Here is a 26,200-nt window from a genome sequence, read left to right as displayed (position 1 = left end):
GCAAAGGTATATTAAGAAGTAACCTAACTATTCGAAATTTCCCGGGCTGATTCGCGTACAAGTGGATTGGCAGGTGAGAGGGTTGGAGCTGCCGCGAAAATCCACCTCCGCACCACGAAATACAGCACTTCGACCAGCACGATGGCACCAACAATATCCAGGAGAACATGCTGCTTCACGAACACCGTGGAAGCCGTAATCGTCCAGGACGCAACAATAATTGTCCATTTGGATACAGCGGACCATTTGCATTCAGCCAGCCCTTTGAGCATCAAATAACTGGTCAGAACATGTATGCTTGGAAAACAGTTATACGGCCCATCGGTCCGGTAAATGAAATCGACCAGCCAGTAGGTCAGCCCCGTTTCGGTAATTTCCGGACGCCCTACGGTCGTCTGGTAGAAATAGAAAGTGATGTAACTGGCGATGAGTCCCAGGCAAAGTGTGAGCAGCGTGCGATAGTACGTTGTTTTATTTTTAATGAAATAAGCGAAGAGCATGGCCAAAATAAAAGGGTACCACAAAATATATGGAATAATAAAAGCAGATATGAAAGGGATATGGTCATCCCAAGAAATCATCAGGCTTCTCACCGTCGTATTGCCGTGGTTCAATACTCCATAAAAAATATTAAGTACCGGAATGGCCAAAATCCATAATAGCGGCTTGTAGTCCGCAAGCTTTCTCTTCAATCCATTCGACCCCTTATCCCCATTTTCTGTATATATGTTACTCCATAGGTATAGCAGATGTGCAGGAAGATTGCCACCTAGAAAATGTCATATTTTGCTGACAAAGTTTTAATATATATAACCTCAACTGGTTCCTTAGAACTAAAAAGGGGGAGTTTTTAATTTATGGGTAAAATTCCCTAATTGAAAAACCGAAATTAATGTAATACGGATTATGTTTAGAAAGGTAGTTGGGGGGAAGATGGATGGATAATGTAGTTACATATAATCATATTGAAGTAATGCCTTATAATCTTATTCGATTACAAGATATTAAAATCGTAAAAAAAGTTAATGATCATGCACGATTAAGTTTTACGGGAATCATAGAGGAAGAGAGGAAAGACCACTACATAAAGGCTTCTGATGATGAAACACAAGTGAAAGTTTTTATTACTGATAATGCCGGTAAAAGAGAGCCTATATTCCGTGGTATTGCTTTGGATGTTGAAGTGAAAATAGTGAATGGTATTCATTACATCACAGTGGAGGCTGTTTCTCATACGTATCAACTCGATGTAAAACGTCGTAGCAGGTCATTTCAAAATCCAAAATTAACTTATAAAGAACTTATTCAGTCCATCGTATCACAATATGACAAGGCAGATACTATGGATGTGGTAACCAGCGGAAAAGAAATCGGAACGTTTATTATGCAATATGACGAGACGGATTGGCAATTTCTCAAGCGGTTGGCATCTCATTTCTACTCACCTTTAATACCAGCCATTGGATATGGTGTTCCTAAGTTTTATTTTGGCATGCCAATGGGACTCAGCAAGGGTGAAATCCCAGCGAGCAATTATAAGGTTACAAAACGGGTTGCCGATTATCAAACAGCTTCAGATAACAGAATCCCCGGCATACAAGAATATGATTTCATCCAATATGAGGTGGAGTCAATGAAGGTACTAGAGCCTGGATATGAAGTTGTCTTTAAGGGGAAAACACTGCTTGTGTCTGAAGCAGTAATGGAAATGATAAACGGCGTATTAAGGAATTATTATAAATTATCCCCACGAAGCGGCTTGAGACCAATTAAAATGTACAATCATTCCATCATTGGTGCTTCTATTCAAGGAAGAGTCCTCAGTGTTTATAGGGATAAGGTTCGCGTTCAGCTTCAAATGGATGACCAGCAGGATCCTAGCTCAGATTTCTGGTTCCCTTATTCAACGATTTACGCATCCGAAGATAACACGGGCTGGTATTGTATGCCGGAGAAGAATGATAGTGTTCGAATTTACTTTCCAAGCTGCAAGGAAGAAGAAGGGTATGCAATGAGCTCGATTAAGAGACAGGTCCCTAAATCTGAGGCAAGTAAATCGACAGCACAATCATCCACGAGCAGTTCTTCAGCAACTGTTCCTTCAGCAGCTAAAGAATCATCTAATTCTGAAGAAGATGTCATGTTCGATCCTGCGACCAAAACACTTTATACGAAATACGGGAAAAAGATCAAACTGGCACCTGATCATATTGAGATTTCTTCCCAGGATATGTCGATCATACTCCACGATCGGAGTGGCATCCACATTGTAAGCAGTAAGAACATTAATATTAATGCTGCAGATCAAATTTCGTTAAGGTCAAATAAAGATATTAATCTCACTGCAGATAAAATTGAACTGTCTGGAAACGGGAACAGTATTACATTGGATGATAAGACGATTTTCTCTGGGACGGAAATTAAAATGAATTGAATGGAGGATCCGTTTTGGATAAGCAAGAGGCTTTGTCTCATTTTTATAAGGAGTACTTCATTCCTGCATTGGCAGAATCTATCGAAGATGTGGCAACGAAATTTAACCAATATCGAACTGAGCTTGCTCTGCATGTGGAAAATTCATTTCGGGAAATTTGCTTGCTTGTTAATACTATGCAATCTAAACAGGAGAAAGATCCGATTGCTTATATCCATTACTCTTTAATGAGAACCTCTATTTTGGAAGAAAACTATTTGTATAGGGTAGAAGCATATTCGAATAAATGGTATTTGGATGAGCAGGCATGCATGAGTGTATATGACGCCTCATGGGCTTATCAATCTATATCTATGATGAAAGAGCAATTGGTAGCGGAGCAAAGAAAATACATGGGTCTTCTAAATCCTGCCGATGTTGAGAATATGATTCAGAGTGCTTTGAAATATTTTCACCAATTTGTAGTTTCACTAATTAAATCTGTGGTGTCCCAACTTGTTCAATTGCAGGAATATCAGTCTATTCAAAAAGCCGATCGGTTGTATATTAGGTCGGGTGAATATAAAGATATCAGCGAAACATTATACATAGATGATGTTGGAACTCAGGATGAATCCAAATTTAAATTAGCATTAATTGAAGAACAGGAAGACATCCTTATTTATGAGAATTTTAGGGAGAATAAGCTTTTAAGTATGGATGTGATAGCCAAGGACTTGCGTTATAGCGATTTTAGTTATAGCGATTTTAAACAATGCAAATTTGTGGATTGTGTTCTTATTGGCACTTGCTGGAGAGACTCAGATTTAAGAGATGCGAACTTTGACGGTTCTTGGCTAATTGATGCAGATTTTTCGGGAAGTGACCTGAGAGGGGCTTATTTTGGCACGGCGAGCGGTCAAGCAAATCGTGAGGGGGCTGCCCGTTCACCAGGGCTACTAGGTATCAATTTTAGCTATGCTAATTTAAATGATGCAAATTTAGCAAATGTTCGCTTTTTTGAAAATGTGCAATTTAAAGGTGCGTCCATGCAGGGAACAGTGATTTCCTTGCAACACAAAGGGAAGATGAGTTTAACCGATTCGCAAATTAATTCTATCCATTGGATGGAATGAGCAAGGAGGATCATGGTGCAAAATTATTATCTCATCCAGGATGATACTCGGGTATCACATAAAATTTATCCAGCTCACTTTACTAATCTGAAGCTGCCATTTGAGAAAATGCCCCCTGTTCAGATTTGTGAAGTGCATACTGCTCCATCGTCTGAATACGTGGATTGGATGCTCCAGCCCACCATGCTGGTTTCTGATCGGCTAAAAAGAATATTGGAAAAATACAATCTGTATGTCCGATTTAAAAGCATATATTTAATAGATAAAATAAATGACCGGCAATCCTTATATTGGTTTTCGAAGATTCCTCGAATAGAAGGTCTATCTGAATTGACAGAGTTTAATCCTCATGATCAATCCATAAAAAAATTAGTGTTAGATCGAGGAAAAGTAAAGGGAAATCATATTTTTAAAATTAAAGGGATTAGAGAATCTTATTGCATGATTAGCGAAGATGTTGCTGAGAGTCTTCTTCGAAGAGGAATAAATGGATTTGTATTGACAAAAGTAGCTCTGGACGAGCTAGGGGTGTGCTGATGGCTGAATGGTGGGATGAATTTTTCTTAGAACAACGTAATAACCAACTCATTCATAGTCAAATGGCAGAAGCAGCGGATGAAGAGTGGATGATGTTTTCCGAAGAAGAATGTCTGGAGGCAATTTCTGAAGGAACCCTCCAACTACAGGATGGTAGGAATATGCAGTTTAAGCAAAGCCAGGTTTTTAATAATCAAATGACAATTTCGATGCCGAATAGCTTTATCGAGGAAATTAATTTAAGGGAAGGTAATGCTAGGAAGAGTAATCGGCGGATGTTTCAAGATAATGAGGCTGGAGTCACTTTTGGTATGCATTGGATGGACCATGAAATGGATAGTGAGCAAATAGAAGATTTTCTGCAAATCATATCCTTACAGGCAGTCCAATTGCGTCCTGAGATGAAGATTCTTAATCAGGTAGCCATTGAGAGTAATCAGCAAATCTTAGCTTGTTATGAAGGTCTATTCTTAGTTGAGCCTTATCCCTACTATCAGGTTGTTTTTCTTACATCGTGGCATGGAAAAGCTCTGTTGGGTAGTTACCAGTACAAACTGGAAGACGCCCCTCTATGGTATCCGTTAAGCTATGCTTTGCTAAGGTCAATAAGCTGGTAAAGGGAATGAATACTATATTTAGGTAAATGAAAAGGAGGACATCTATGATAATTCCAATGCTACTTCGCTCGTTAGTGCTTAATTTAGCAGAGGAGGATTATTCATATGTTGTAAGAGGTGCTGTACTAAAATGCAGCCAAGGCAGTCAGCCGGGAGTGTTAAATTTGCCAACATGCCATGGCGTTTATATTAAAGACCAACCACTATTAAACGTTGCTGATGCTGTTTGTGGCGCAAATATTAGTAAAATTGGTGCATTTGGAATGTGCAAGCTAACTTGGGATATTTGCAGGCCGGAAATTGCTCCCGGTATGGAATGGACAGATGGTAAAAAGGATGTCCTTATTGACGGTGAACCAGCACTGCTGAGCAAGTCAAAGTTAGTTTGTTCATGTAAAGATCCTGGTGGAATAATAACGATTGAAAATGACGGCCAGGATTTATAAAAAGAAGGTGAGAATATAAATTATGACGGCAAATTTGTCGGAGGTCATAACCTTTCATAATATTAAGGTCATTTGGCCGTATGGGGATGTGCGGCTGCAGCATGTGGAAATGACACAGGGATTTGGAGAGCACGCAAGATTGCTTATCACTGGCTACATGAATGAGGAATACGAGGAGAAAATCATTAACAGTAGTCAAAGCGGAGATCTCATTGAGTTATGGCGTATACAAGACGACGGTCAGGAAATACCACTATTCATGGGTCAACTATATTGTGTGGATGTTCAAAAAATACATAATAATTTATTTGCCACAATACATTGTGTATCTCATAGCTTTAAACTGGACACTCAACTAAAAAGTCGTTCATTCCAACAGGTCAATTATAGTTATAGTGATATTGTAAAGCGAATTCTTAACGAGTACTCAAACTCAGACATGCTTGATGAAGCATTCGGGAAACAGTTGACCGGGAAATTCATAATGCAATATCAAGAGAGTGATTGGACATTCATTAAGCGATTAGCCTCTCATGTCGGAGCGATCGTAGTGCCTAACATTACTGCACATCGTATTCAATTTTGGATTGGAATTCCACAAGGACGACGCCAGATATCTTTAAATAATGTTCCTCTTCAAATAAGCAGGAATATTGCTAATTATATGGATAAGACGATCAATGGGGCAATAAGGACATCGCCGGATGATTTCACGAGATATTCATTTGAATGGGACGAAATTCTTGGGCTTGGCGACGAAGTTTATTGTGATCATAAAATTTATGTCATTATTTCTCGCAAGGGTTCGATGGTATCGGGAGTCATGAAATGGTCTTATGAATGCGCCCTTCCTGGTGGTATGACAGTAAATAAAGTACTTAATCCTACCATAATTGGAGCTGCGATCGAAGGCAAGATCCTTGAGATTAGTCGAAACCAGGTTCGTATTCACTTGGATATGGATGAACAGCAGAATCCGAATGAAGCCCGCTGGTTTCCCTATTCCGCAGAGGGGAACCAAGTATGGTACTTAATGCCTGAGAAAGGGACGCAGATTAAATTATATTTTCCAAGTGCCGATGAAGATGACGCCATGGTGATTCAATCGGTACGAAAGCAACCGAATCGGCCGCTTTCAATGTCTTTTTCGGATGAATCTAAGGAAGAACGGTATAACAGGAAAATGTCTGATCCAGGTGTAAAATCTATCTCCAATCCTCAAGGCAAAGAATTAGTTCTGGGAGACTCCGAGTTAAATATCAATGCGGATGAAGGCATGTTATATATATCCATGAACTCTGCAAACGGAGTATCTTTAAATAGTACGCAAACGATACAGATTCAGGCAAAGGGAGGGCTAGATCTTAAGGCTAGCCATATTTCTATCCACGGAGAAGAAGGCCTAGAGATCAGGAATCGTTATGCCAAACTTCGTTTAGATGAAGAAATTGACGGTTATAGCACTGAAATTGAATTATCCGGTACTACCCATAATAGCTACCCGAAACTGTTATCACCGTTCGAACAAAAGATGGCTGAAATGGGGATTGGCAAAGCGATTGCAGATCAGATGGTGAATAACGTTGGTGCTACGCTCGAAGGGGTATGGGATGGGACTGTAGATTTTGCCAAGGATTTAGGGAATTTTGTGTTAGATATAGGAGATATAGCATTTTCATATTCACAAGGAGTTACTAGCGAACGATTTCTAACTTTATATGAACGAAACGATACCATGAGAGGAACAACGGACGGATTAATCCAAACAGGAAAGTATACAAAAGATCTCGTTACCTTAAAGAAATCTTTTAAAGAGATCTATAAGGATGGAGAATCGGCTTTTAACAGCTACTCAGCCCCTATTAAGGAAAGAGTCAGTAAATTTCTCCCGAACCCATTAACGGATACAAGAGAAGAAAGCTACCAGATGGGTTACAGTAGTATTGAAGCATCTGAACGTGTTCTTGATACTGTGGGGGTATTTATCGGAGGAGCAGGTCTGATTAAGAATGCTCCTAAAATATTTAAAAGTTTTGTGGGTAAAACAAATGCATCGGGTTTGGCAAAGCTAGGGGATGGTAAATTAAAAACAAATGCGCTGAGATCACCAAAAGGAATAGAAAATTTGGATGATTTACTTCGCGATGCGGCACGTAAAATGAATCAGGATTACATCAGAGATGGCATAGTACATAAAGGCGGCGCCGATTTCTGGAAGTCGCTAGACCAAGATGTTAAATTAAAAAGTAAGTTGGACGATGTGGAGACGAAGAAGACGAGGGATAAGACCCCTGAATCGAAACACAGTCCAGAGGAAAAACGGAGAAGGGATGAAGAAGAAAGGCGAAGAAGAGAGGAAGAGGAGAGGCGAAGAAGGGAAGAAGAGGAAGAACGGAAAAGGGATGAAGAGGTTGAGGGGACGGGTAAGATTACTGGTTCTCTGAATGGCTTAACAGATGCAGAGAAAAAAGTTGTAAATGATCTGACTGCCCGTGGTAAAAATGTGGAAATTATTCCTAAAGACCCGAATTCTAAAGTTAAAACACCTGATTTTAAAGTTGATGGAGTTAAAACAGAACTCAAGACCTTAGAGAATCCCAATGTTAACACTGGTATAACAAGGATACAAAAGGGATTGAAGCAAGGAGCGGAAACGGTGATAATTGACGCTAGGGACGCAGGATTGACTGTAGATCAAGCAAAGCAGATTATTAACCGTGCATCTGGGACATATCCTAACAGAACAATTCCAGGTAAGGTTGAAATTTGGACGAATGAAGGAACTATCACATATCCTTAAGAGGAGGGGTGTCAATGGCAAGATTACAATGTAAATGCGGTGTAACACTTTCAAACTCAAATGCACCTAATGATGTTGAATTAAGGGTTTATACAGATAAAGAATGGGACGATATTATTAATTTAGGAGATTCAATTGACCCAGTTACAATACCGTTTCCCCAATATGATGTATGGAGATGTACCAATTGTGAGAGAATTTATGTGTTTGATGGCGATACAGTAATAAAAACCTATGTTTTAGAGAATGATGAATAATTTTGGCTCTTGGCTTGCGTGATACACAGTATCTGACGTAGTCTATGCACCGCGCACCGCCTAATTAGTGGGTGGGAGATAACGAAGCCAAGTATCTCGGCTTTTCATGCACTGCGAAGACTAAACCGAATCAGTAAATCATCTAAATAGTGCGGGGAGATACGGTATCTAATCAAATACATTCGGGAGTTACCGATATTATTTAGGCTGGCTTGTTATTCATGGATTACTCCCGATGTGCCAAATTCAAGATTCAATAACGCCCTATGCTTCTGTATGTCTGGTGTGATTCCTGCCTGTAGAGTGTCTAACCTATAAGGGAAGACAACTTGAAAGGAGAAATCAATCATGATTCATCCAGTTAAGGAATGCATTCAGAAGCTAGGGCTAACACATCGGGCGTTTGTTGTCCTGTATGACATCTCATGGGAAAGGTTTCGTAGTTGCTTGTATGGCTACACCGTTTCCATCCCCCGCGCCATCCTGAATGTCATGGTACAGCATGGCTTTGATGAACAGGAAGCACAGCGGCAGTATCTCTTATGGAGGAAATGGAGCGTTCAGCAAAAGCTAGCCGCCCCCGCCACCACCGAGGGGAGGGTGAATCCATGAAACGACTACCGTTGGATACCGCCCTAACCCTAATGCGACGGGAGAACGTGCTAGGACATGGCTTTGATCTTGATGAACTTACTCAAATCTTCGTTAAGTATGTCATAGACCCGATGTCACAGGAGCAAGTTGAACTGAGTCTCGCGCATTATCTTGCTAAATCAAAGTACGATGATGTCGTTCATCGGAATCAAGTCTTAGCCAAAGTTGCTCAGTTCCTTAATCAGTATGATTGGCGTCTATCCGACGATCATATAGATTACTACCGTAAATACTTGCCGTTGTTTGGCTAACCTATCCCCCGCCGTTGTGCGGGGTTTCTATTTGCTGTTTTCGTTGGGATATAAAAATGGGGGGCGGGGGGAGTTCGAGGCTTTACAATCTCAATCATCTATATCTATTCATGATTCAATGGATTCTTGATTCGTGCTATCCGATGCTATCTATTCTGATGCTATAGAGCTATCCTCTGAGCTTCTTCTCGTTCTGTTATTCTATCCTCTATTTCTAGCTTACTCATGTCCTTATTCCTATCTATTCTCTGTCAGCGTTCATTTCAGTCTCACCCCCCGCCCGCTTCGCAGGATGGGAGTTCACCTGTGTGAAGGGAGGACAACAGAGCGTTCCCCCTCTTGCGAGGGAGAACGACTAGGCTGTGTGAAGTTGAGGTATCCCGAGCCTACGAGACATCTGGCGCACCCAGGTGTAGCTTTATTGCGCGGATAGCCCGAAGCTATCACTCTGTCAAGGTTCCCTGTCCTTTCGGACACTACGACGGAAAATCTGGGGAAGTTGAAGTAAGTCATCACGTCTTACTTTGCCAAAGGCGAATCTTCCGCTTCTAACGCGACTTCGTTCATGTAATAGGAAGAATTACATGACCCACATTCGGCTGATGAACGCCGAGGCATTTTTTAACGTGTTCTTCTGCGACCACGGATAGAGCTTCAATATTCAATTCAGTGTCTTGTTAGACCTGTTACTTTCTCTATACGGCTAGACTAGGACAGAGTTAAGGGAACCGCATCAAGTTTCTATAAAATATTCCCGTAGGAGACACGCCGCCCCTGCGCTCGCGAGGGCGGTTTCTTCTTTTCCTAGACACTGGGGGGTTTCTTAGATTGCCCTGTTCTGATTCCACGAAACGATTAAAAATATATATTCATATTGCTCTTAACCCCCTTTACATGCCTTCCGTGATGTGGTTCTGTATTCCCCACAGCAAGTTGATTTCGCCCTTTGACAACCGCATATAGAAGCCTGTGAACTGCCCCGCCGCCTGCCCTATTTACGTATGCGGAATGCGCGGCAGCAGTAGCTGATTCCAAGGGCGTTACGAAAACTTGAATTATTGAAACGCGGTGATGATTGCATGAAAGATCGTGTAGTTGGTTATGTTCGCGTCTCTACGCAAGGACAGGTGAAGGATGGCTATTCGCTTGCCTATCAATCAGAAGAGATCGAGCGTTATTGCGCCCGCCACAACCTTGAATTGCTGGACATATACAAGGATGAAGGCATTTCAGGGGCGAAGGTGGATGAGGACGAGCTAACCATAGAACGCGAGGGGCTTCAAGATGCTATCCGACCTGAAATGGCGGGATGTGAAGCAGATCGTTGTCCTGAACACTAGCCGCCTATGGCGGGCGGACATCGTGAAAGTGCTGATTCAGCGGGAGCGAAAGCGGCATAAAGTCGATGTCAAAGCCGTTGAACAGCCGCAATACAGCATCTATGCTCATGACCCATCGGACTTTCTAGTCAACGGCATTATGGAACTGCTAGACCAATACCAGCGGCTAGAGATTGCCTTAAAGCTAAGCCGAGGGCGGCGCAAGAAGGCTCAGGAAGGTGGCTATGCTGGCGGTAGAGTAGCATATGGCTATTTAGCTGTCAAAGGACAAAAGTGCTCTCCATCGACCCTGTGCAGGCTGAGACGGTGCGTAGATTGTTTGAGATCAAAAATGATCATCCGTCTTGGTCATTATCTCAAATCGCGGCATATCTGAATCAGGCGGGCTATAGAACCGTTCAGGGCAAGCTCTTCACGAAGGTGCAGGTGAAGCGAATCCTAGACCGTGAGGACTTCTATCGGGGAATATACCGCTATGGACAAATAGAAGCCAAAGGCTTGCATCAGCCGATTATTATCTAATTTCCCCCATCGTACTTAACTATGGCGTAGCACTATCGTATAGAGCAAGTAGAAGCACCAACAAACAAGGTTAAACCAGAAAAGAATGGATAGGCTTGCGTCCCAATGCGGGTCATGCGAATGACTAACGCTCGAACTAAGGTTGCCGACTTTCTTTTCTATTCTTTAAATTCGTTGATCGAGGTGATGTCTTTTGAACCAACATTATAAACAAAAGCATATTTACGTAGGCGTAGATCTTCATAAGGCTACTCACACTGCCGTGATTGTAAACTGCTGGTATGAGAAGCTGGGCGAAATCCAATTCGAGAACAAGCCCGCCGCCTTCGAGGAACTGCTCACCTATGTAAAGAAGCTCTGCAAAAGAGGCATGACCCCGATCTATGGATTAGAGGACGTGGGCGGCTATGGGCGGTCATTAGCCGTGTTCCTCGTAGAGAATAAGCAGATGGTGAAAATTCAGCATTGTCCTTTGCTGAGCGCAAGAGCTACCCAACTATGCAGAAAAGCGATAGCTGGGATGCAGAATGTGTGGCGAAGATACTTGTCAGCAAGCTCGAAATTCTGCCCGATGCGAATCCGCAAGATATCTATTGGACAATCGGGCAACTCGTAGCGAGAAGAAATGCGCTGATTAAAGCGCATACCGCACTCAAGAACCAGCTTCACATGCAGTTGTCCCATCACTATCCGAGCTACAAGAAATTCTTTAGCGATATTGACGGGAAATGTGCCTTGGAGTTCTGGCATACCTACCCTACCCCGCCCCGCATCATCTGAAAGGTGCGAGTTTGGAGGATTTGCGGGAGATGCTGTTGAAATCCAGTCACAACACCTGTTCGACTAAGAAAGCCGAGGAAATCATGGCATTGGTGGCGGCTGATGGCGAGACTAAGCGGGAGTATCAAGAATCTAGGGATTTCCTGATTCAAAGCCATGTCCGAGACATCCGTTTTAAGAAGGAAGAAGTTCAAAAGGTAGAAGATCAACTATGCCGCATGATGAAGAAACTGGGCTTTCAGCTAGAGACGATGCCAGGCATCGACCTTGTAACGGCATCGGCTTTAGTTGCTGAGATCGGAGACATTCACCGTTTTTCCTGTCCAGATAAGCTGGCTCGTTTTGCGGGGATAGCTCCTGTAAAGTTCAGTTCGGGTGGGAAGGGCAAGGAACAAAAGAGCAAGCAGGGAAACTGCACCTTGCACGGCATCTTCTATAACCTTGCTGTTCAGCAGGTGCAAGTCTCCAAAGGAAGCAAGCTCCCCCGCAATCCTGCTTTCCTAGCTTACTATGAACGAAAACAAGAGGAAGGTAAAACGAAAGGACAAGCGTTAGTCTGCATCATGCGGCGGCTGGTTAACATCATCTACGGCATGATGAAGAACAAGACCCCGTACATCGCCCCGTACATCGCTGAACAAGTTGCCTATTGATAGAATGGTAGTTGGAAAATCTGACTGCCACCATCCTTTTAGCGGGATTTAGCTTTACCACATAGGGGACGCCAAAAGCTGAAAATAATGTCGCTATAGAAAACGCTAAAAAAATTACTCATTTTGATAATCCAGCAGACCCATTTAGAGATGCATTTGGTGCTGGTTCAAAATCGCATCCAGAAGAATGGAATAAACTAATCAAAGATATGGAGGAAAATGAGGTTAAGGTGGTTTATCGAGAAGGTGCAATGGGATATGGACCATTGAGAAAAGGCGAACCAGGTCAGATTCTGATAGATTCTGAAGCATCCATGAGTGCTTTAAGACATGAGTATAGTCACTATGTGGAAGCTAAATCAAATGGATTCCCATCAGCCGCCGAATCATATCAGGATTGGGAAGGGAGAATTGCAGATGAGCTTAAAGCATACACAATTGAAATTGAAGAAGCTAAAAGGTTAGGATTGGATAATATAGCAGAACAACTGCAAAAGAACTTTGAAGCGGAGAAGCAGTATATTTTGGATAGATATGGACCTATAATCGAATAAGAATATTTTGAAGGGAAGATTTACTATGGCTTCAATAGCTGAATTAGCAGAAGAGATTAAAACCGATAAGATAAAAAACGAAGATTTAATAGTATGTTTAGAAGCTGAAAATTTAAGGGTTGTTGCTACGGCAATGTTCAAATTGATTGAAAGAAATTACTGTAATATAAGAATTGTAAATAGGCTAGCTGAACTCGGAGAACTTTTAACAGACAGTAAATTTATTGAACCATGGCAATTCGGACATGTTGCAATAGCTACGCTATCTCTTCTAGACAATGAGGATGCAAAGATTAAGTTTAACGAACTTTTTGAGAGACTAAGTGATAATGATAAATTTTTAGTAGATAACTTTATTAAATCAGAATCATATAAAACATAGGGAGTATTTGCAGGATTGTAAAACTGGGGTTTACAACTTTTACAACAAGATCGTACAATACAACCAACAAACCAAACACTAACTGATTTCAAACACTTGATAAACTTTCAAGGCTCTTTCCAACTTGTTTTATGAGTAGGAATGAGCTTTTTTTGCATACCCAAAAACAAAGGAGGAAAAGGAAAATGGCAAAACATGTACAGGAAGTAGAGGAAACGGTAGGTTTAATTGCTATGTTTTTTGACACACATCATATCCCACTTGATAATAAAAGCTACAGGATTGGACAGTTCTCACCAATTTATGAGGTTGGATATGCATGGGAGTTGGCTCAAAAGCAGGTACTAACACCCAAACAAAAAGAGTTCTTTCAACAATTAGCTCGTCATGAAATTACTGAGAGTGAGCTTATGAAAAAGGGGCATCCATACAAAGATCCTGATTCATTCAATGGAAATGAATTTAAGTCAGATCCTAAAGGGGCACATGATCTTGCCCCACCACCTCCAACTATCGAATTCGATGGGGCTTTCAGCTATTTTATGAAATATCATGATAAATAATCTAAAAAAACACTTAGAAAGGGTCTACACTATGAATACTATGAATTTAAATATGGCTATTGAGCGAATTTCGTCTATTAATTGGAGCGAAGTTGGAAAAAGGAATAGTAACTCCCATATTCAATTAGTTCGTGAGTATCTGAGAAGAGCTTCTATATTTCATAATAATTATCCAGGTAAATGTTTGTATCCTTTTCTTATGATCTCAAATTCAATAACATCACCAAAAACTAATGTTGAGGAAATCCAAATATTGAATGAAGTACATAATAGTTATCACAGAGCGTTAGTTACGAGTTATCTTGAATTAAATGCATTAATAGATGAGGGAAATCAAGTTGCTATAGATAACAAAGATTTGTTTGAGCCTGTTATAAAACTATATGAACGAGGGGGGATTTTTTATAGGGGTGAGGGAGGAATTAATGTTAATGGCTCATCATTTCCTTTTACAATTTGGGCAAATCTAGTAGAGATAGAACCAGTAGATATTACTGATGCAACCCTAGATAAAATGGATGAATCAAATTAAGAAAATGATTACGGTATTATGATTAATATGAGCAGGGATAAGAATTAAAATACAATGATATAACTAACGCCACAATGCGAGCTAATCCGTGTTGTGGTTTCTTTTTTTACGACGCTAATACGTTACCGACGGTTCATCTAATTTAAATTACAACTTAGGGGATGGGTAAAAAGTTTTTGGGCAATAAAAATAGAGAAGACGGAGCGAAATAATTGATGGAAAATTTTAATCAGGCAATTAAGCGTATTTCTGCAATAGATTGGAGTTGTATTGGAAAAAAGCAAGCAAGATCACATGTTGTTCATTTGAGTAAAGAATACTTAAGAAGAGTATCATTTTTTTCAATATTATCCTGGGGCTTGTAAGTTATCCTTTTATTATCATTTCAAATTCGATAACTAAGTCACAAGTGAGTGTTGATGAATTACAAATACTAAAGGAGATTGACAATAGTTATGTTAGAGAAATTGCTACCAGTTATTTAGAGTTAAACGCACTCATTGATGAAGGAAATCAAATTGCTATTGATAATAAAGATTTGTTTGAGCCAGCAATAAAGCTATATGAAAGAGGTGGCCATTTCTTTATAAGGGCTGGTTATTTGAATGTAGCTGGTGCTACTGATTTTCTTTCGCTTGCAAATTGAGTTAAAAGGGAACCACTTGATATAATTGATGAAACCTTGGATGCGCTAGATAATGGTTGTGCCGAGTAAACTATTGTTACATTTTTCAATATTGATTGAACCGCTTAGTGACGATAACCAGTAACCCATGCAAAAATATAGATTGGGTTTACAATGTGGCAACAAGATCATACAATACAACAACAAACCTCAAATAGACTTAAAGACGAGCTCAATTTTGCGTATTCAGAAGTAGACATAGCAGGGATAGACAAAAAGGAATTTTATGCACATAGTAGTTTAAATGGAGATAACAAGGCAATAGATTATGCTGATTTTTCGTTAAGGCCACCTAAACCGAAATATGAGGTAACCCTTGCACCAAATAGAGGTGGACATATAAGAAAAAGAGACAATGATATGGAGTACAAGATTCTAAATGATTTAGCGGCCAGACTAGATAAATTAAATGATCCTTCAAAAGCCCGTGGAAAAATAAAATTGTTCACTGAAATAGACACGTGTGCAAGTTGTAGTAGGATAATTAAGCAGTTTCATACTGATTATCCAAACATTGATATTGAAGTCATCCATAATGGTGACTAACTAGTTGGTTCTTAAGTTATATTAAAGGAGACGACAGATAAATGAAACGAAATTATGAGTCATTATTTGGTGCGTTTTATGAAAGATATTTTGATTTTAAAAACGAGAAGATGAGCGATGCTGAAGCCATTGCATGTACTACTGATGCATATTTTGGTGTTCAAAGTAGAGGTGAAATGGAGAAGGCTGTTGTATATATTGCAGAAGGTAATATTTATCTAACGCATTCAAAAATATTTTTTAAAGCAAAAGAAAGAATAATTGAGACATTAAATTCTTTAGATTTAGATCAACTTCAAGTTGAAACAACTCCAGATGAGTATAAGGACATATTAGAGCGCAGAGATATGGTACTAGATGAAATTGATAATATTCCAGTAGATTATAGCCCATACACAAGATGGCATTACTATGAAATGGAGAAAGAAGTTAAGGATTACTTTGGGATTATTTATAATGAAGTGAAAAATAAAAGCGAAATTATAGAGAAAGTATTGGAGCGTTTTGAACGTGAATGTACGAATACACTTAGTGAAAATATCGTTGTTAAAACAACACTTCTAGAACTACTTATTAGATACAGTGTCATGGTAGACGAAGAAGACATTATGAAGCTCCGAAGCGAACTAGAGCAATTTGAATTGGGAGAGGTAGGGCAACAATTATCAGAATTTGAAAAGTTAGATCTATCCATCCGAATTAAGGATGTGTTAAGTAAAATAATTTAGATTTATAGTTTGATTAAACTCCTATTTTGTGGAGTAATAATATATTTTTTGCAGTATTGTCCATTATTTGTAATTTAATACAAGCCCAATTAACAAGATCGTACAATACATCGAATATACCAAACACTTGATAAACTTACAAAAGCTCATTCCCACATTAACCATAAGTAGGAATGAGTTTTTTTCATGCAGAAATTGATACTGTAGGGATACTTGCCGGAGGAACAGGCTTAGCTAAAAATGACTCTAAAAAAATTAACAGCTTTTTAGAGTAAGGGAAGTGCATCTGGTGAAGAGGCTGAGGGGACGCCAAAAGCTCAGACTGGTGGTAGAGAACTGTCAGTAGATGAGTATTTAAGAAGACTTGATAAAGCAGAGGCAATGTACGAATCATTTAGAAAATCAAATGTTGACGTTCAGGCTATTGCTAAAAATACAGGAATGACTGAAAATAGAGTTCAGAGAATAAAGGATCACTTGTTTTTTAAAGAACATATTAAAGAGCATGGTGTTGGACGTTTTGAAGCAGATTATGAAATTGCACAAGCTTGGGACAGACTTCAAAAGGGAACGTATAAACAAAATGATATTGATTTACTGAACCATGAGTTATTTGAATCAAAATTTGAAGGTATATTCAAAACGGATTATAGGACAGCCCATGATAGAACTGTTGATTCGGGTCGTCCGTGGAATCCACCTGAGGAGGAATAGTCTTGGCTTCATATGTGTTGCTGTTAAAAGAGCATGAGGATAATGAAAGAGTTGTTTACAGATTCGGTCCAAATGAAAATATGATGGGGAAAATTGAATTGAATAAAGTAACTAGAAGATTTGCGGAAGTGGAAGCTTTACCAGACCCTGATCTATCTTCTAAATTTTATTTTGATCGAGCAGCTCAGAGACTTGTTGTGTGTTTGATTAGAGAAAATGGAGTATTCCCGGAAAGAACTGCATTTGAATCGTAAAATAAGTTGAATTAATAATTCAGTATTTACAATCACAACAACCAGATCATACAATACAACCAACAAACCAAACACTAAATGATTCAAACACTTGATAAACTTTCAAAGCTCTATCCAACTTGTTTTATGAGTAGGAATGAGCTTTTTTTGCGTGCCTAAATCAAAGGAGGAAGAAACGAATGGCAAAACGTGAATAGGTAGTGGCAGAAGAGCTGAAGAACCAGCAACTAGTACAGGAACGAAAAAAAGAATTGCAGTCTATTGCCCAGGCTCGCGAAGCACACGAACAGCTTATGGACGAAATTCGTGGTTATTGTCAGCAAGCAAGGGAATTACGTGAGCAGGCGGCAGCGTTGCAGCAAACAGGACTTACAGATTTTAAGGTTAGCGAAGAGATTCAGCAGTTGTTGAAACATGCGAAGCATTTGGATGCGGTAACAGATCAGAAGGATGGCCTGCCACGCCAGCAAGCACTAGAACTCATAGACAGACTAGAACAAGAAGCATCAGATTGCAAGCAACTTATACAGTATAACGAGGCAGTTCAAGCACGACAGAAGCAAGAATTTGAAAATGCAAAGGCAGCATCGGTGAAAATGATTCAGGATGCAGAAGAGCGTCTGGCACAAACAAGGCGAGTATTGACTGAAAAGGTGGCTCAGCTTGCAGAACTGGAGGGCTAGGTGAATGAATAACGGGATACCTCAAAAATATCAAGGCATGATGCGCGATCTGTTGCAGAATCTTAGGGGCACAGGCAAACGAATTGAACTGATTATGGAGAAGGGAGCCTATACGATGCAGGCCAACAAGTCCCTAAAAAACCCCCGGTTCAGATCCTCGCTAGTGCGGGCTGAACCGGGGGGATGATGTTTTAGCTCATACTTCTTCGTACAATCTTCTCAGAAACTCGACGCTCCCCGCCAAATGCGGTTCGGTTGTACTCTCCATAAGGCCCTGAATATGTGGCCGTTCGTATTTCATATAGCGGAGAATCGGCTCGAACTTGAGCAAACCCTGGCCTACGGGGACCATTTCGATTCGTCCGTCCCTCACAATGAAATCCTTCAGATGGAGGACGGCGATCCGATCACCCAGCAGCTCCAGTGCTTCGGCCACCACTTCGTCCTGTTGTGTATAGTTGTCCGGCGACATCAGGTTGGCGCAGTCGAGAATGATCTGCAAGTTGTTCGAAGGAATCGCATCCAGCAGACGACGGGCCAATGCAGCGGTGTGAAGGGGATGATTTAATCCCGCTTCGATGCCTACCGTGACGCCAAAGCGCTCGGCTTCCGCAACCATCTCGCGTACTGCAGGTATGACCCTTTGGAAGGCTTCTTCGGTGAAGTTGTCGGTCGTGTAGCCATGGCCAACGCTGCCCGTCTCCGTACCTACAAGACTGGCGCCGAAATCTCTCGCCAAGCGGATATTGGTCTTGAAGTCAGCCAGCGCCTGGGCCTCTGTCTGCGGGTCGGGCGCTACGATATTGACATAGCAGCCCAGCACCGCAATTTGAATGCCTGCCCGCCGGAAGGCGTTGCCGTAGTAAGCCGCCGTGCCCGGACTCAAAGCGGAAAAGCTGGGTGCGCTTTCCGGAAAAGATTTCTTGATCGCAAATTGAATATGCGAGAACTCGTATTGCTGCAGCTTCTGAATCAGATCGGTCAATGGAATTTGTCCGAAATCATGGGCGCGAACGCCGAGATGAAGTGGAACCGTCATGTGATCTCTCCTTTTAAATGCTGCTTGAGAGCAGATAGTTCATCCGATTGCTGGATGGCTAGTGCTACGAGCCTGGCGATTTGCCTTGCTCCTTCGTCCGAGAAATGAGTATCGTCGATGATGCCGGACGGGTAATTCGGATAAGCCCCCTCCGGCAGGTGCATGAATAGCCGCTTCGATCCGTCAGTCCCTAATGACTGGTACAGCTGCTGCGAAGCCGTATAAATATCAAGCAGCGGTGTGCCTGTCTCCGATGCGACCTCCCTCATCGCGGAGGGATACTCGCCTATCGCGCAGGGATCAAGGGTGCCATCTTCCAAGAAGAGGCGGCGGCTGACGGAGGTTAGCAGCACAGGCATACCGCCCTGTTTGCGGGCGGAGCCGATGAAACGCTGCAAATTTAAGCGGTATTCCTGCTGTGGATCGGCGTAACGGCTGGGGTCTTCTATTTTGCCGTCATTGTGCCCGAACTGGATGAACAGGTAGTCGCCGGGTCCAAAGTTCCGTTCAATGTCCGCCAGCCGTCCCTCAGCAAGGAATGATTTCGTGCTTCGCCCGTTAATGGCCCGATTATCCACGCGGATAGTGGATTGGAAGAACCCTTGCAAATATTCGCCCCAGCCGGTCATCGGCTTCTCGGCAGCGCCCTTCAGAGCGGCGGTGGAATCGCCGGCAATAAACAAGGTATGGCTCATCATGATCCCTTCTTTACATAATGATGTTGGCCTAGCCAATTCTCGGCAAGGGGGAGCCATTGCCGCACATGCTCATGATCGTCTGCGAGGCCGAGGCCGTGGCGCCCTTCCTCGAATATGTGCAGCTCAAAAGGAACTTTATGACGGGACAGGGCCCCCGCAAACAGCAGGCTGTTCTCGACAGGCACCACGCTGTCATCGGCCGTCATCCAGATGAAAGTAGGAGGGGTGTCGGCCGTAACACGCTGATCGGATGACCAGGCATCCAATAAATCCTTCGCAGGACTTGCTCCCAGAAAATTACGGCGGCTGCCTTCATGGGTATACGGTTCATGGAGCGAGATGACAGGATAGCAGAGCAGCAGCAGATTCGGCTTCACCGTTCCTGTAGTCGCAGCAATGGAAGCCAAGTGGCCTCCCGCAGAGGAACCGATCATCCCGACCTGGTCAGGGATCACATACCAATTTTTGGGCGCTTCTCGCACCCATTTGAGGGCATCCTCCACATCCTTGATCAGGTCAGTGAACTCGAAATCACCTACCTGATAATGCAGCACGCCAGCATGAATTCCCAGGCTGTTTAGCCAGCGGGCGATGGGCTCCCCTTCATGTTGAGCGAGATGGGTATAACCGCCGCCAGGCAGCACAAGAACGAAAGGACGGGCTTTACCGCCGTCCTCAGCCTTGCTGCGTTCATCGGTGTCTTCTTCCTCGTTAGCCTCTGTGACAGGATAGAGAAAGAGGAGGGAGGTTTCCGCCGGAAACTTCCCTTCCTCTTTCGTTAAATGCTCGTTGTTTGCGCAAACCAATAACATGAGCGCCGTCTCCTTTACTTGGCAGAACTGAAGCCAAAATAGTTGGCTGCATTGTTATAGGAAATGTCCTCAACCAGCTTTCCGAGCAGCGCAGCATCATTTGGCGCTTCTCCGCGCTCCACCCATTCGCCGATCAGCTCGCACAATACGCGGCGGAAATATTCGTGGCGGGTGTAGGACAGGAAGCTGCGCGAATCGGTCAGCATCCCGACGAAATTGGCCAATACGCTATTATCGGCAAACATCGTGAGCTGATGGCGCATTCCGCTGCGGGTATCATTGTACCACCAGCCTGATCCCAGCTGCAGCTTGCCTGGCGTATCCTTCTGATAGCAACCCATCAAAGCCAGAATCGCCGGATAGTCGTTCGGATTCAAGGAGTACAGAATCGTCTTCGGCAGTCCTTGCGTACTCTCTGCGCGATCCAGCAATTGCGAGAGAGACACGGTGAGCGACAGGTCGTTGATGCCGTCGTAGCCGGTATCCGGACCCAGCTTGTTGAACATCGGCGTGTTGTTGTTTCGGTAAGCGTGGATGTGAAGCTGCATCGTCCAATTCATTTCATGATACATGCCGATCAATGCGGACAGAAGCTCAGTGCGATAAACGGTTATTTCTTCCTTGGACAGATCATCCCCGGCCAGCCTTTTGGCAAAAATCCTCTCCACGTCGCCCGCTTCCCCGGCTTGATAGCGAAGCACGTCGAGGGCATGGTCTGACAGGCGGCAGCCGTGCTCATGGAAGAACAGCACGCGATTCTTGAGCGCATTCACCAAGTCTGCGTACGAAGCGACCGCTGTTCCGGCTGCCTGCTCCAGACGTCCAATCCAATCCTTGAAGCCCGGGGCGTCAATGTTGAGCGCCTTATCCGGTCGAAAGGTCGGGAACACCTGGAAGTCTTGCTCTTCATTGCTCAGGGCTTGATGGTACTCCAGGGAATCAACGGGGTCATCTGTCGTACAAATGATTTTCACATTGGAAGCCTTGATGAGGCTGCGGCGCCGGAACTCCGGGGAAGCAAGCTTCTCGTTCGCCTTCTCCCAAATTCGCGGTGCGGATTGTTCGTTTAACAGCTCATCGATGCCAAAGAACCGGCGCAGCTCCAGATGAGTCCAGCTAAACAACGGGTTGCCGATCGTTTTCGGCACGGTTCTTGCCCAAGCTAGAAACTTATCGTAGTCCGATGCGTCTCCGGTAATGTGGGACTCGGGGACGCCGTTGGCGCGCATCAGGCGCCATTTGTAGTGATCCCCGTAGAGCCACGCCTCGGTAATATTTTTGAAATTCTTATTCTCATAGATTTCCTTCGGATCAAGATGGCAATGATAGTCGATGATCGGCATATTATCGGCGTAGTCATGGAACAGCGACTCGGCCATATCCGTCGTTAACAGGAAGTTGTCATTTAGAAACATACCGCTTGGCTCCTTTATGGTTATTCTAGATATGCTATCAGTCCAATTACAGCGTGACGCCGGTCTTGAAGATCGCCAGCTCGCGCACTTCGTTCTGTTCGTTGCGGGTTGGCTGGCCGCTGGCTACGGCGATCACATAATCGATGAATTCCTCCAGAACTTGTTCCATCGGCGTGTCGAGCAGCGGGCCGGCGTTGAAATCCATCCAATGCTTTTTGTTATTGTAAATGTCGTTGTTGGTGGCGATTTTTACCGTCGGTACGAAGCTGCCGAACGGTGTTCCCCGGCCCGTCGTAAACAGCACGAGCTGGCAATCGGAAGCGGCGAGCGCAGAGGAGGCGACAAGGTCGTTGCCTGGCGCCTGCAGGAGGCTAAGCCCCTTCTTGCGCAGCTTCTCGCCGTACTGCAGCACATCGACGACCGGAGCGGTTCCGGCTTTTTGCGTACAGCCAAGCGATTTGTCCTCCAGCGTGCTGATGCCGCCGGCTTTGTTGCCCGGGGAAGGATTCTCGTAGACCGATTCCCCGTGGGACAGGAAGTACTGCTTGAAGTCATTGATTAAATGCACGATGTCCTCGAAAACTTCCTTGTTCTCTGCACGGGCCATCAGCATTTTCTCTGCGCCGAACATTTCGGGCACTTCCGTCAATACGGAGGTTCCGCCCTGGGAGATCAGGAAGTCCGAGAACGCGCCGAGCAGCGGATTCGCCGTAATGCCGGAGAAGCCGTCGGAGCCTCCGCATTTCAGGCCAACGTTGAGCTCAGAGAGCGGTACAGGCTCGCGGCGGTCATTTTGCGCTGCAATATAAAGCTCCTCCAGCAGCTGCAAGCCGGCCTCCACTTCATTTCCGACCTCCTGGGCAACGAGGAACTTGACGCGTTCTTCGTCATAGTCGCCCAGTATGCTGCGGAATTCAGACACGATGTTGTTCTCGCAGCCCAGGCCAAAGACGAGTACGCCGCCGGCGTTCGGATGATAGACCGCATCCGCCAGAATGCTGCGCGTCATACGGTGATCGTCTCCGAGCTGGGAGCAGCCGTAGGGATGCTTCAGCACGGTAATATTATCAAAGGTACCGAGATCAGGATGGATTGCCTTGAATTCCTTAATCATCAGCTCGGCAACCCCGTTGACGCAGCCAACCGTAGGAACGATGAACAGGTCGTTGCGGATGCCGACTTTGCCGTTCTTGCGGCGGTAGCCCTGGAAGGTCAGATCGCGTTTTGGATGCGTCACCGGATGGAGATCCGGAACATATTCGTATTCCTCTTCGCCCTCCAGATTTGTCGCCAAATTATGCGTATGCACCCATCCGCCGCGCTGAATCGCGGACGTGGCGTGACCGATCGGGTAGCCGTATTTAGTCACTACATCGTTAGGCTCGAAGCTGGTTAAAGCGATTTTATGGCCTTGTGGAATATCCTCGAGTGCTGTTAGCACCTGATTATCGAAATTCAGCTCTTCCCCTGCGCTGATCGGCCTTAAGGCAACAGCAACGGTATCGCGGGAGTTCATTTTCGTTAGTCTTTGCATCCTCATCATCTCTCCTAAATCAATTGTTGTAGAGCAGCACGGCTTCCGGATGATTCTAGCTGCTCCAAATACCCTTCAATCGCTTGCACTAAATTTGGAACCTTAGTCAAATCTTCGCCCCATAAGCTCTCGTCTTGAAGAATCGTGACTGCAACCGATTCTGGACGGCTCCAAGCCTGGTCAAAGACGGCAATGACCTCAGCGCCGTCCTGGCGCTCGATTTTGTCGCCGCGGTAGCTGAACAACAAAGCGGCAAAGGCGAGGGTAGTGAGCTTTGGAAGCTCGCCTTTTTCCCGCTGATAACGAAGCAGGACAGGCAATAATCTTGTTTTGAATTTAGAAATGCTGTTTAACGAAATCGAAGTCAACTCGTGACGGATGAACGGGTTTTTGAAGCGCTCCTGTACGGCTTCTGCGTAAGATTGTAATTCTTCCTTTGGCAGATCGAGCATCGGAATCAGCTCGTCCTCGATCAATTTTTTTACGAAAACGGAGTAAGTGTCATCGTTCATAACATCTTCTACCGTTTCAAGCCCGGCTAGCAAGGCCAACGGAACCATTGCGGTATGCGGTCCGTTAAGCAGGTGAACCTTGCGCTCCCGGTAAGGGGTCATGTCGTTGGTGACCACCACGTTCAGCCCCGCTTTGGCCAGAGGCAGGCGTTCGGACAGTGAAGCTGGACCTTCAATGACCCAGAACAGGAACGGCTCGGCCGTAACCATCAAATTATCTTGATAGCCCAGTTCCTCCGCAAGAGCTTGCGCTTTGTCGCGCGGGTAGCCTGGAACGATGCGGTCCACCAAGCTGCAGCAGAACGTATTCTCCTGCTCAAGCCACTGTATGAACGCATCTCCCAGCTGCCAATCGTTTGCGTATTGCAGCACGATTTCCTTCAGCTTCTCGCCGTTGCGGTCAATCAGTTCACAAGGGATAATGGTGAAGCCTTTTTTGCCCAGCTCAAAACGTTTATGCAGCAGAGCCGTTAATTTCCCGGGAAAACTCTTCGGCGGAGCGTCGGCAAGCCGGTCTTCCGGACGGTAGGCAATTCCCGCTTCCGTCGTGTTGGAGGTAATGAACTCCAGCTCGTCGTTTTCCGCCAAGGCCAGGTAGCTCTCATAATCGGAATAAGGATTGATGACGCGGCTGACGCTGGTAATAATCTCGTGGTCATTGACCGTTTGCTGCTGCATGATGCCGTTTAGCAGTACAGTGTACAGATAGTCCTGCTTCGCCAGCATATCGCCTAGGCCCTGCTCAATCGGCTGAACGAGTACGGCGCTGCCTTGGAACAATCCATTCTTGTTCATTTGCTGCAGCTGCCAGTCCACAAAAGCGCGCATGAAGTTGCCTTCGCCGAATTGAATCATTTTTTCCGGGTATGTGGGCAGGTCAGGAAAGGTGGTTCTGGAAAGTGGTTTTAGTGTCATAATGGATTGCTGTCTCCTTTTGTGATTAACGTCATAATGCACACGTTAACAATTTTATTTAAAAAAAAGAGTAATCTCTTTTTTTTAAGAATAAATATGTGAAGATTAGCCGCCTTAGACTTAAAAGGCTTAAATCAGAGGCTTAAATTTTGGCTACCGTTTGCCGGACCATTAACGCCGTCTTAACGAACAATTGCTCCGGCTTGCTGTCCGGCTGCTGCATCAGGTCGATCAGTTTCTTGGTTCCTAACTCGCTAATATCGGCAATCGGCCTCCGAACCGTTGTTAGGGCAGGGTTCGTGTAGCGGGCGAAGACGATGTCGTCGAATCCGATGATCGACAGCTGTGACGGGATGGGGACTCCTTCAGCAAAGCAAGCGTTCATCGCGCCGATCGCCATATCGTCATTGCCGCAAAACACGAGCGTAGGCGGATCAGGCAAGGCCAACAAGCGGGACATCGCCATGTAGCCGCTCTCAATGCTGTAATCGCCGCTTGCGAAATAATCTGATACGAGCGGAAGGCCATGCTCCATCATGCTGTCCAGGAAACCCTGCTTGCGTTCCGTGGAGGATTTGAAGCCCGTCTTGCCTTCAATCATCGCCAGCTTGCGATGGCCTTGGGAAATCGCATGATCGATCGCTTCCTTGACGCCTTCGCGATCGTTCGCAATGACGTTCATGATGCTTGAATCCTCCAGCTGCCGATTCAGGACGACCAAGGGAATGCCCATCTTCTTGACGTGATAGATGAAGGCGTTGTCCGCATCGCTCTGGCTCATCACGAGAATGCCATCAAAGCGCTGGGGAATAATGTTGTCCAGATTGTGAATGCTGTCGATTCCGTTCACGGACAGGTTGTAGTTCTCGTCCAGAACATGGTTGATTCCCTTGATCACTTCCACGAGAAAGCTGGCCGAGGTTCCTTGGTCGATACTGGAGAAGAAGAGGCCGATCGTATAAGACTTCTTCATCACCAGGCTCTTGGCGTTGTAGTTCGGTACGTAATTCAGTTCCGCGGCGATCCTCTCGATACGATCCCGGGTCTCCTTCTTGATCAGCGGGTTGCCGTTGAGCGCCCGGGAGACGGTCGTATGGGATACGCCGGCTACCCGGGCAATATCTTTAATCGTTATCATAAAACCTCACTATTTTTGAATCCCTGTAATTTTTGAATCCCTGTAATTGTTAACGATTCCATTGTATATCCCTAAGCCATATAAATCAAG

Annotated in this window: 28 protein-coding genes and 2 pseudogenes; 22 read left to right on the top strand and 8 right to left on the bottom strand. The window is 44.1% G+C overall.

The window, feature by feature from the left end; all coding sequences use genetic code 11:
* Positions 1-23: 23 nt before the first annotated feature.
* Positions 24-692, bottom strand: coding sequence for a phosphatase PAP2 family protein (locus tag GNP95_RS04150; protein WP_155609587.1), 669 nt, complete (start codon positions 690-692; stop codon positions 24-26).
* Between the two features lie 245 nt (positions 693-937).
* On the opposite strand from GNP95_RS04150, the gene GNP95_RS04145 reads away from it, so the two are divergent.
* From GNP95_RS04145 to GNP95_RS04040, 22 genes and pseudogenes are all read left to right on the top strand, one after another.
* Complete coding sequence (locus tag GNP95_RS04145) at positions 938-2,434, top strand: contractile injection system protein, VgrG/Pvc8 family (RefSeq protein WP_155609586.1); 1,497 nt, start codon at positions 938-940, stop codon at positions 2,432-2,434.
* Positions 2,435-2,448: 14 nt separating this feature from the next.
* A complete protein-coding gene (locus tag GNP95_RS04140) occupies positions 2,449-3,549 on the top strand; it encodes a pentapeptide repeat-containing protein (protein WP_155609585.1) in 1,101 nt (366 codons plus the stop codon).
* Positions 3,550-3,561: 12 nt separating this feature from the next.
* On the top strand, positions 3,562-4,086 hold the full coding sequence (locus GNP95_RS04135; protein WP_230873648.1) for an imm11 family protein: 525 nt from the start codon (positions 3,562-3,564) through the stop codon (positions 4,084-4,086).
* The gene (locus tag GNP95_RS04130) at positions 4,086-4,703 is read left to right on the top strand and encodes a hypothetical protein (RefSeq protein WP_155609583.1); all 618 of its coding nucleotides are present in this window, start codon (positions 4,086-4,088) and stop codon (positions 4,701-4,703) included. The genes GNP95_RS04135 and GNP95_RS04130 overlap by 1 nt, the downstream gene beginning before the upstream one ends.
* A gap of 44 nt (positions 4,704-4,747) precedes the next feature.
* The gene (locus GNP95_RS04125; protein ID WP_155609582.1) at positions 4,748-5,149 is read left to right on the top strand and encodes a DUF4280 domain-containing protein; all 402 of its coding nucleotides are present in this window, start codon (positions 4,748-4,750) and stop codon (positions 5,147-5,149) included.
* A 22-nt stretch (positions 5,150-5,171) separates the two neighbouring features.
* Positions 5,172-7,949 (top strand): CdiA C-terminal domain-containing protein, encoded by a 2,778-nt coding sequence (locus GNP95_RS04120; protein WP_155609581.1) that lies wholly within the window; start codon positions 5,172-5,174, stop codon positions 7,947-7,949.
* A gap of 14 nt (positions 7,950-7,963) precedes the next feature.
* Positions 7,964-8,206, top strand: a complete 243-nt coding sequence (locus tag GNP95_RS04115; RefSeq protein ID WP_155609580.1) for a hypothetical protein — start codon at positions 7,964-7,966, stop codon at positions 8,204-8,206.
* A gap of 348 nt (positions 8,207-8,554) precedes the next feature.
* Positions 8,555-8,818, top strand: a complete 264-nt coding sequence (locus GNP95_RS04110) for a preprotein translocase subunit TatA (protein WP_155609579.1) — start codon at positions 8,555-8,557, stop codon at positions 8,816-8,818.
* Positions 8,815-9,111: a hypothetical protein gene (locus GNP95_RS04105; RefSeq protein WP_155609578.1), complete on the top strand. Its 297-nt coding sequence runs from the start codon at positions 8,815-8,817 to the stop codon at positions 9,109-9,111. The genes GNP95_RS04110 and GNP95_RS04105 overlap by 4 nt, the downstream gene beginning before the upstream one ends.
* A gap of 1,079 nt (positions 9,112-10,190) precedes the next feature.
* Positions 10,191-10,973 (top strand): annotated as a pseudogene (locus GNP95_RS04100) (recombinase family protein).
* A 193-nt stretch (positions 10,974-11,166) separates the two neighbouring features.
* A pseudogene (locus tag GNP95_RS26370) lies at positions 11,167-12,406 on the top strand (IS110 family RNA-guided transposase).
* A 209-nt stretch (positions 12,407-12,615) separates the two neighbouring features.
* On the top strand, positions 12,616-12,960 hold the full coding sequence (locus tag GNP95_RS04090; RefSeq protein WP_155609577.1) for a hypothetical protein: 345 nt from the start codon (positions 12,616-12,618) through the stop codon (positions 12,958-12,960).
* Between the two features lie 25 nt (positions 12,961-12,985).
* Positions 12,986-13,342, top strand: a complete 357-nt coding sequence (locus GNP95_RS04085; protein ID WP_155609576.1) for a hypothetical protein — start codon at positions 12,986-12,988, stop codon at positions 13,340-13,342.
* A 185-nt stretch (positions 13,343-13,527) separates the two neighbouring features.
* A complete protein-coding gene (locus tag GNP95_RS04080) occupies positions 13,528-13,905 on the top strand; it encodes a hypothetical protein (protein ID WP_155609575.1) in 378 nt (125 codons plus the stop codon).
* Positions 13,906-13,936: 31 nt separating this feature from the next.
* Positions 13,937-14,437: a hypothetical protein gene (locus GNP95_RS04075; RefSeq protein WP_230873646.1), complete on the top strand. Its 501-nt coding sequence runs from the start codon at positions 13,937-13,939 to the stop codon at positions 14,435-14,437.
* A 409-nt stretch (positions 14,438-14,846) separates the two neighbouring features.
* The gene (locus GNP95_RS26030) at positions 14,847-15,083 is read left to right on the top strand and encodes a hypothetical protein (protein ID WP_230873645.1); all 237 of its coding nucleotides are present in this window, start codon (positions 14,847-14,849) and stop codon (positions 15,081-15,083) included.
* A gap of 153 nt (positions 15,084-15,236) precedes the next feature.
* Positions 15,237-15,668 carry a deaminase domain-containing protein gene (locus GNP95_RS04065; RefSeq protein ID WP_155609574.1) on the top strand — a complete coding sequence of 144 codons (432 nt, stop codon included), beginning with the start codon at positions 15,237-15,239 and terminating at the stop codon, positions 15,666-15,668.
* Between the two features lie 41 nt (positions 15,669-15,709).
* Complete coding sequence (locus GNP95_RS04060) at positions 15,710-16,396, top strand: Imm3 family immunity protein (protein WP_155609573.1); 687 nt, start codon at positions 15,710-15,712, stop codon at positions 16,394-16,396.
* Positions 16,397-16,777: 381 nt separating this feature from the next.
* Complete coding sequence (locus GNP95_RS04055; RefSeq protein ID WP_196427057.1) at positions 16,778-17,110, top strand: hypothetical protein; 333 nt, start codon at positions 16,778-16,780, stop codon at positions 17,108-17,110.
* 2 nt (positions 17,111-17,112) lie between these two features.
* Complete coding sequence (locus tag GNP95_RS04050) at positions 17,113-17,364, top strand: hypothetical protein (RefSeq protein WP_155609572.1); 252 nt, start codon at positions 17,113-17,115, stop codon at positions 17,362-17,364.
* Positions 17,365-17,564: 200 nt separating this feature from the next.
* On the top strand, positions 17,565-18,047 hold the full coding sequence (locus GNP95_RS04045; RefSeq protein ID WP_230873644.1) for a hypothetical protein: 483 nt from the start codon (positions 17,565-17,567) through the stop codon (positions 18,045-18,047).
* Positions 18,048-18,051: 4 nt separating this feature from the next.
* The gene (locus GNP95_RS04040) at positions 18,052-18,234 is read left to right on the top strand and encodes a hypothetical protein (RefSeq protein ID WP_155609571.1); all 183 of its coding nucleotides are present in this window, start codon (positions 18,052-18,054) and stop codon (positions 18,232-18,234) included.
* 9 nt (positions 18,235-18,243) lie between these two features.
* Here GNP95_RS04040 and GNP95_RS04035 read toward each other — a convergent pair whose 3' ends face one another.
* From GNP95_RS04035 to GNP95_RS04010, 7 genes are all read right to left on the bottom strand, one after another.
* Positions 18,244-19,086 (bottom strand): sugar phosphate isomerase/epimerase family protein, encoded by an 843-nt coding sequence (locus tag GNP95_RS04035; protein WP_155609570.1) that lies wholly within the window; start codon positions 19,084-19,086, stop codon positions 18,244-18,246.
* On the bottom strand, positions 19,083-19,784 hold the full coding sequence (locus GNP95_RS26025; RefSeq protein ID WP_230873643.1) for a rhamnogalacturonan acetylesterase: 702 nt from the start codon (positions 19,782-19,784) through the stop codon (positions 19,083-19,085). The genes GNP95_RS04035 and GNP95_RS26025 overlap by 4 nt, the downstream gene beginning before the upstream one ends.
* Positions 19,781-20,596, bottom strand: a complete 816-nt coding sequence (locus GNP95_RS26020; protein WP_230873642.1) for an alpha/beta hydrolase — start codon at positions 20,594-20,596, stop codon at positions 19,781-19,783. The genes GNP95_RS26025 and GNP95_RS26020 overlap by 4 nt, the downstream gene beginning before the upstream one ends.
* 14 nt (positions 20,597-20,610) lie before the next feature.
* On the bottom strand, positions 20,611-22,011 hold the full coding sequence (uxaC, locus tag GNP95_RS04025) for a glucuronate isomerase (protein WP_155609569.1): 1,401 nt from the start codon (positions 22,009-22,011) through the stop codon (positions 20,611-20,613).
* Positions 22,012-22,057: 46 nt separating this feature from the next.
* The gene (locus GNP95_RS04020) at positions 22,058-23,545 is read right to left on the bottom strand and encodes a UxaA family hydrolase (protein ID WP_055109226.1); all 1,488 of its coding nucleotides are present in this window, start codon (positions 23,543-23,545) and stop codon (positions 22,058-22,060) included.
* 14 nt (positions 23,546-23,559) lie between these two features.
* Complete coding sequence (locus tag GNP95_RS04015; protein ID WP_155609568.1) at positions 23,560-24,972, bottom strand: tagaturonate reductase; 1,413 nt, start codon at positions 24,970-24,972, stop codon at positions 23,560-23,562.
* A 142-nt stretch (positions 24,973-25,114) separates the two neighbouring features.
* Complete coding sequence (locus GNP95_RS04010; protein WP_155609567.1) at positions 25,115-26,110, bottom strand: LacI family DNA-binding transcriptional regulator; 996 nt, start codon at positions 26,108-26,110, stop codon at positions 25,115-25,117.
* Between the last annotated feature and the right edge of the window lie 90 nt (positions 26,111-26,200).

It is taken from the genome of Paenibacillus woosongensis, from assembly GCF_009725165.1.
Classification (GTDB): Bacteria; Bacillota; Bacilli; order Paenibacillales; family Paenibacillaceae; genus Fontibacillus; species Fontibacillus woosongensis.
Note: the sequence above shows the minus strand (reverse complement) of the source record. Positions and strands in the feature narration are given on the sequence as shown.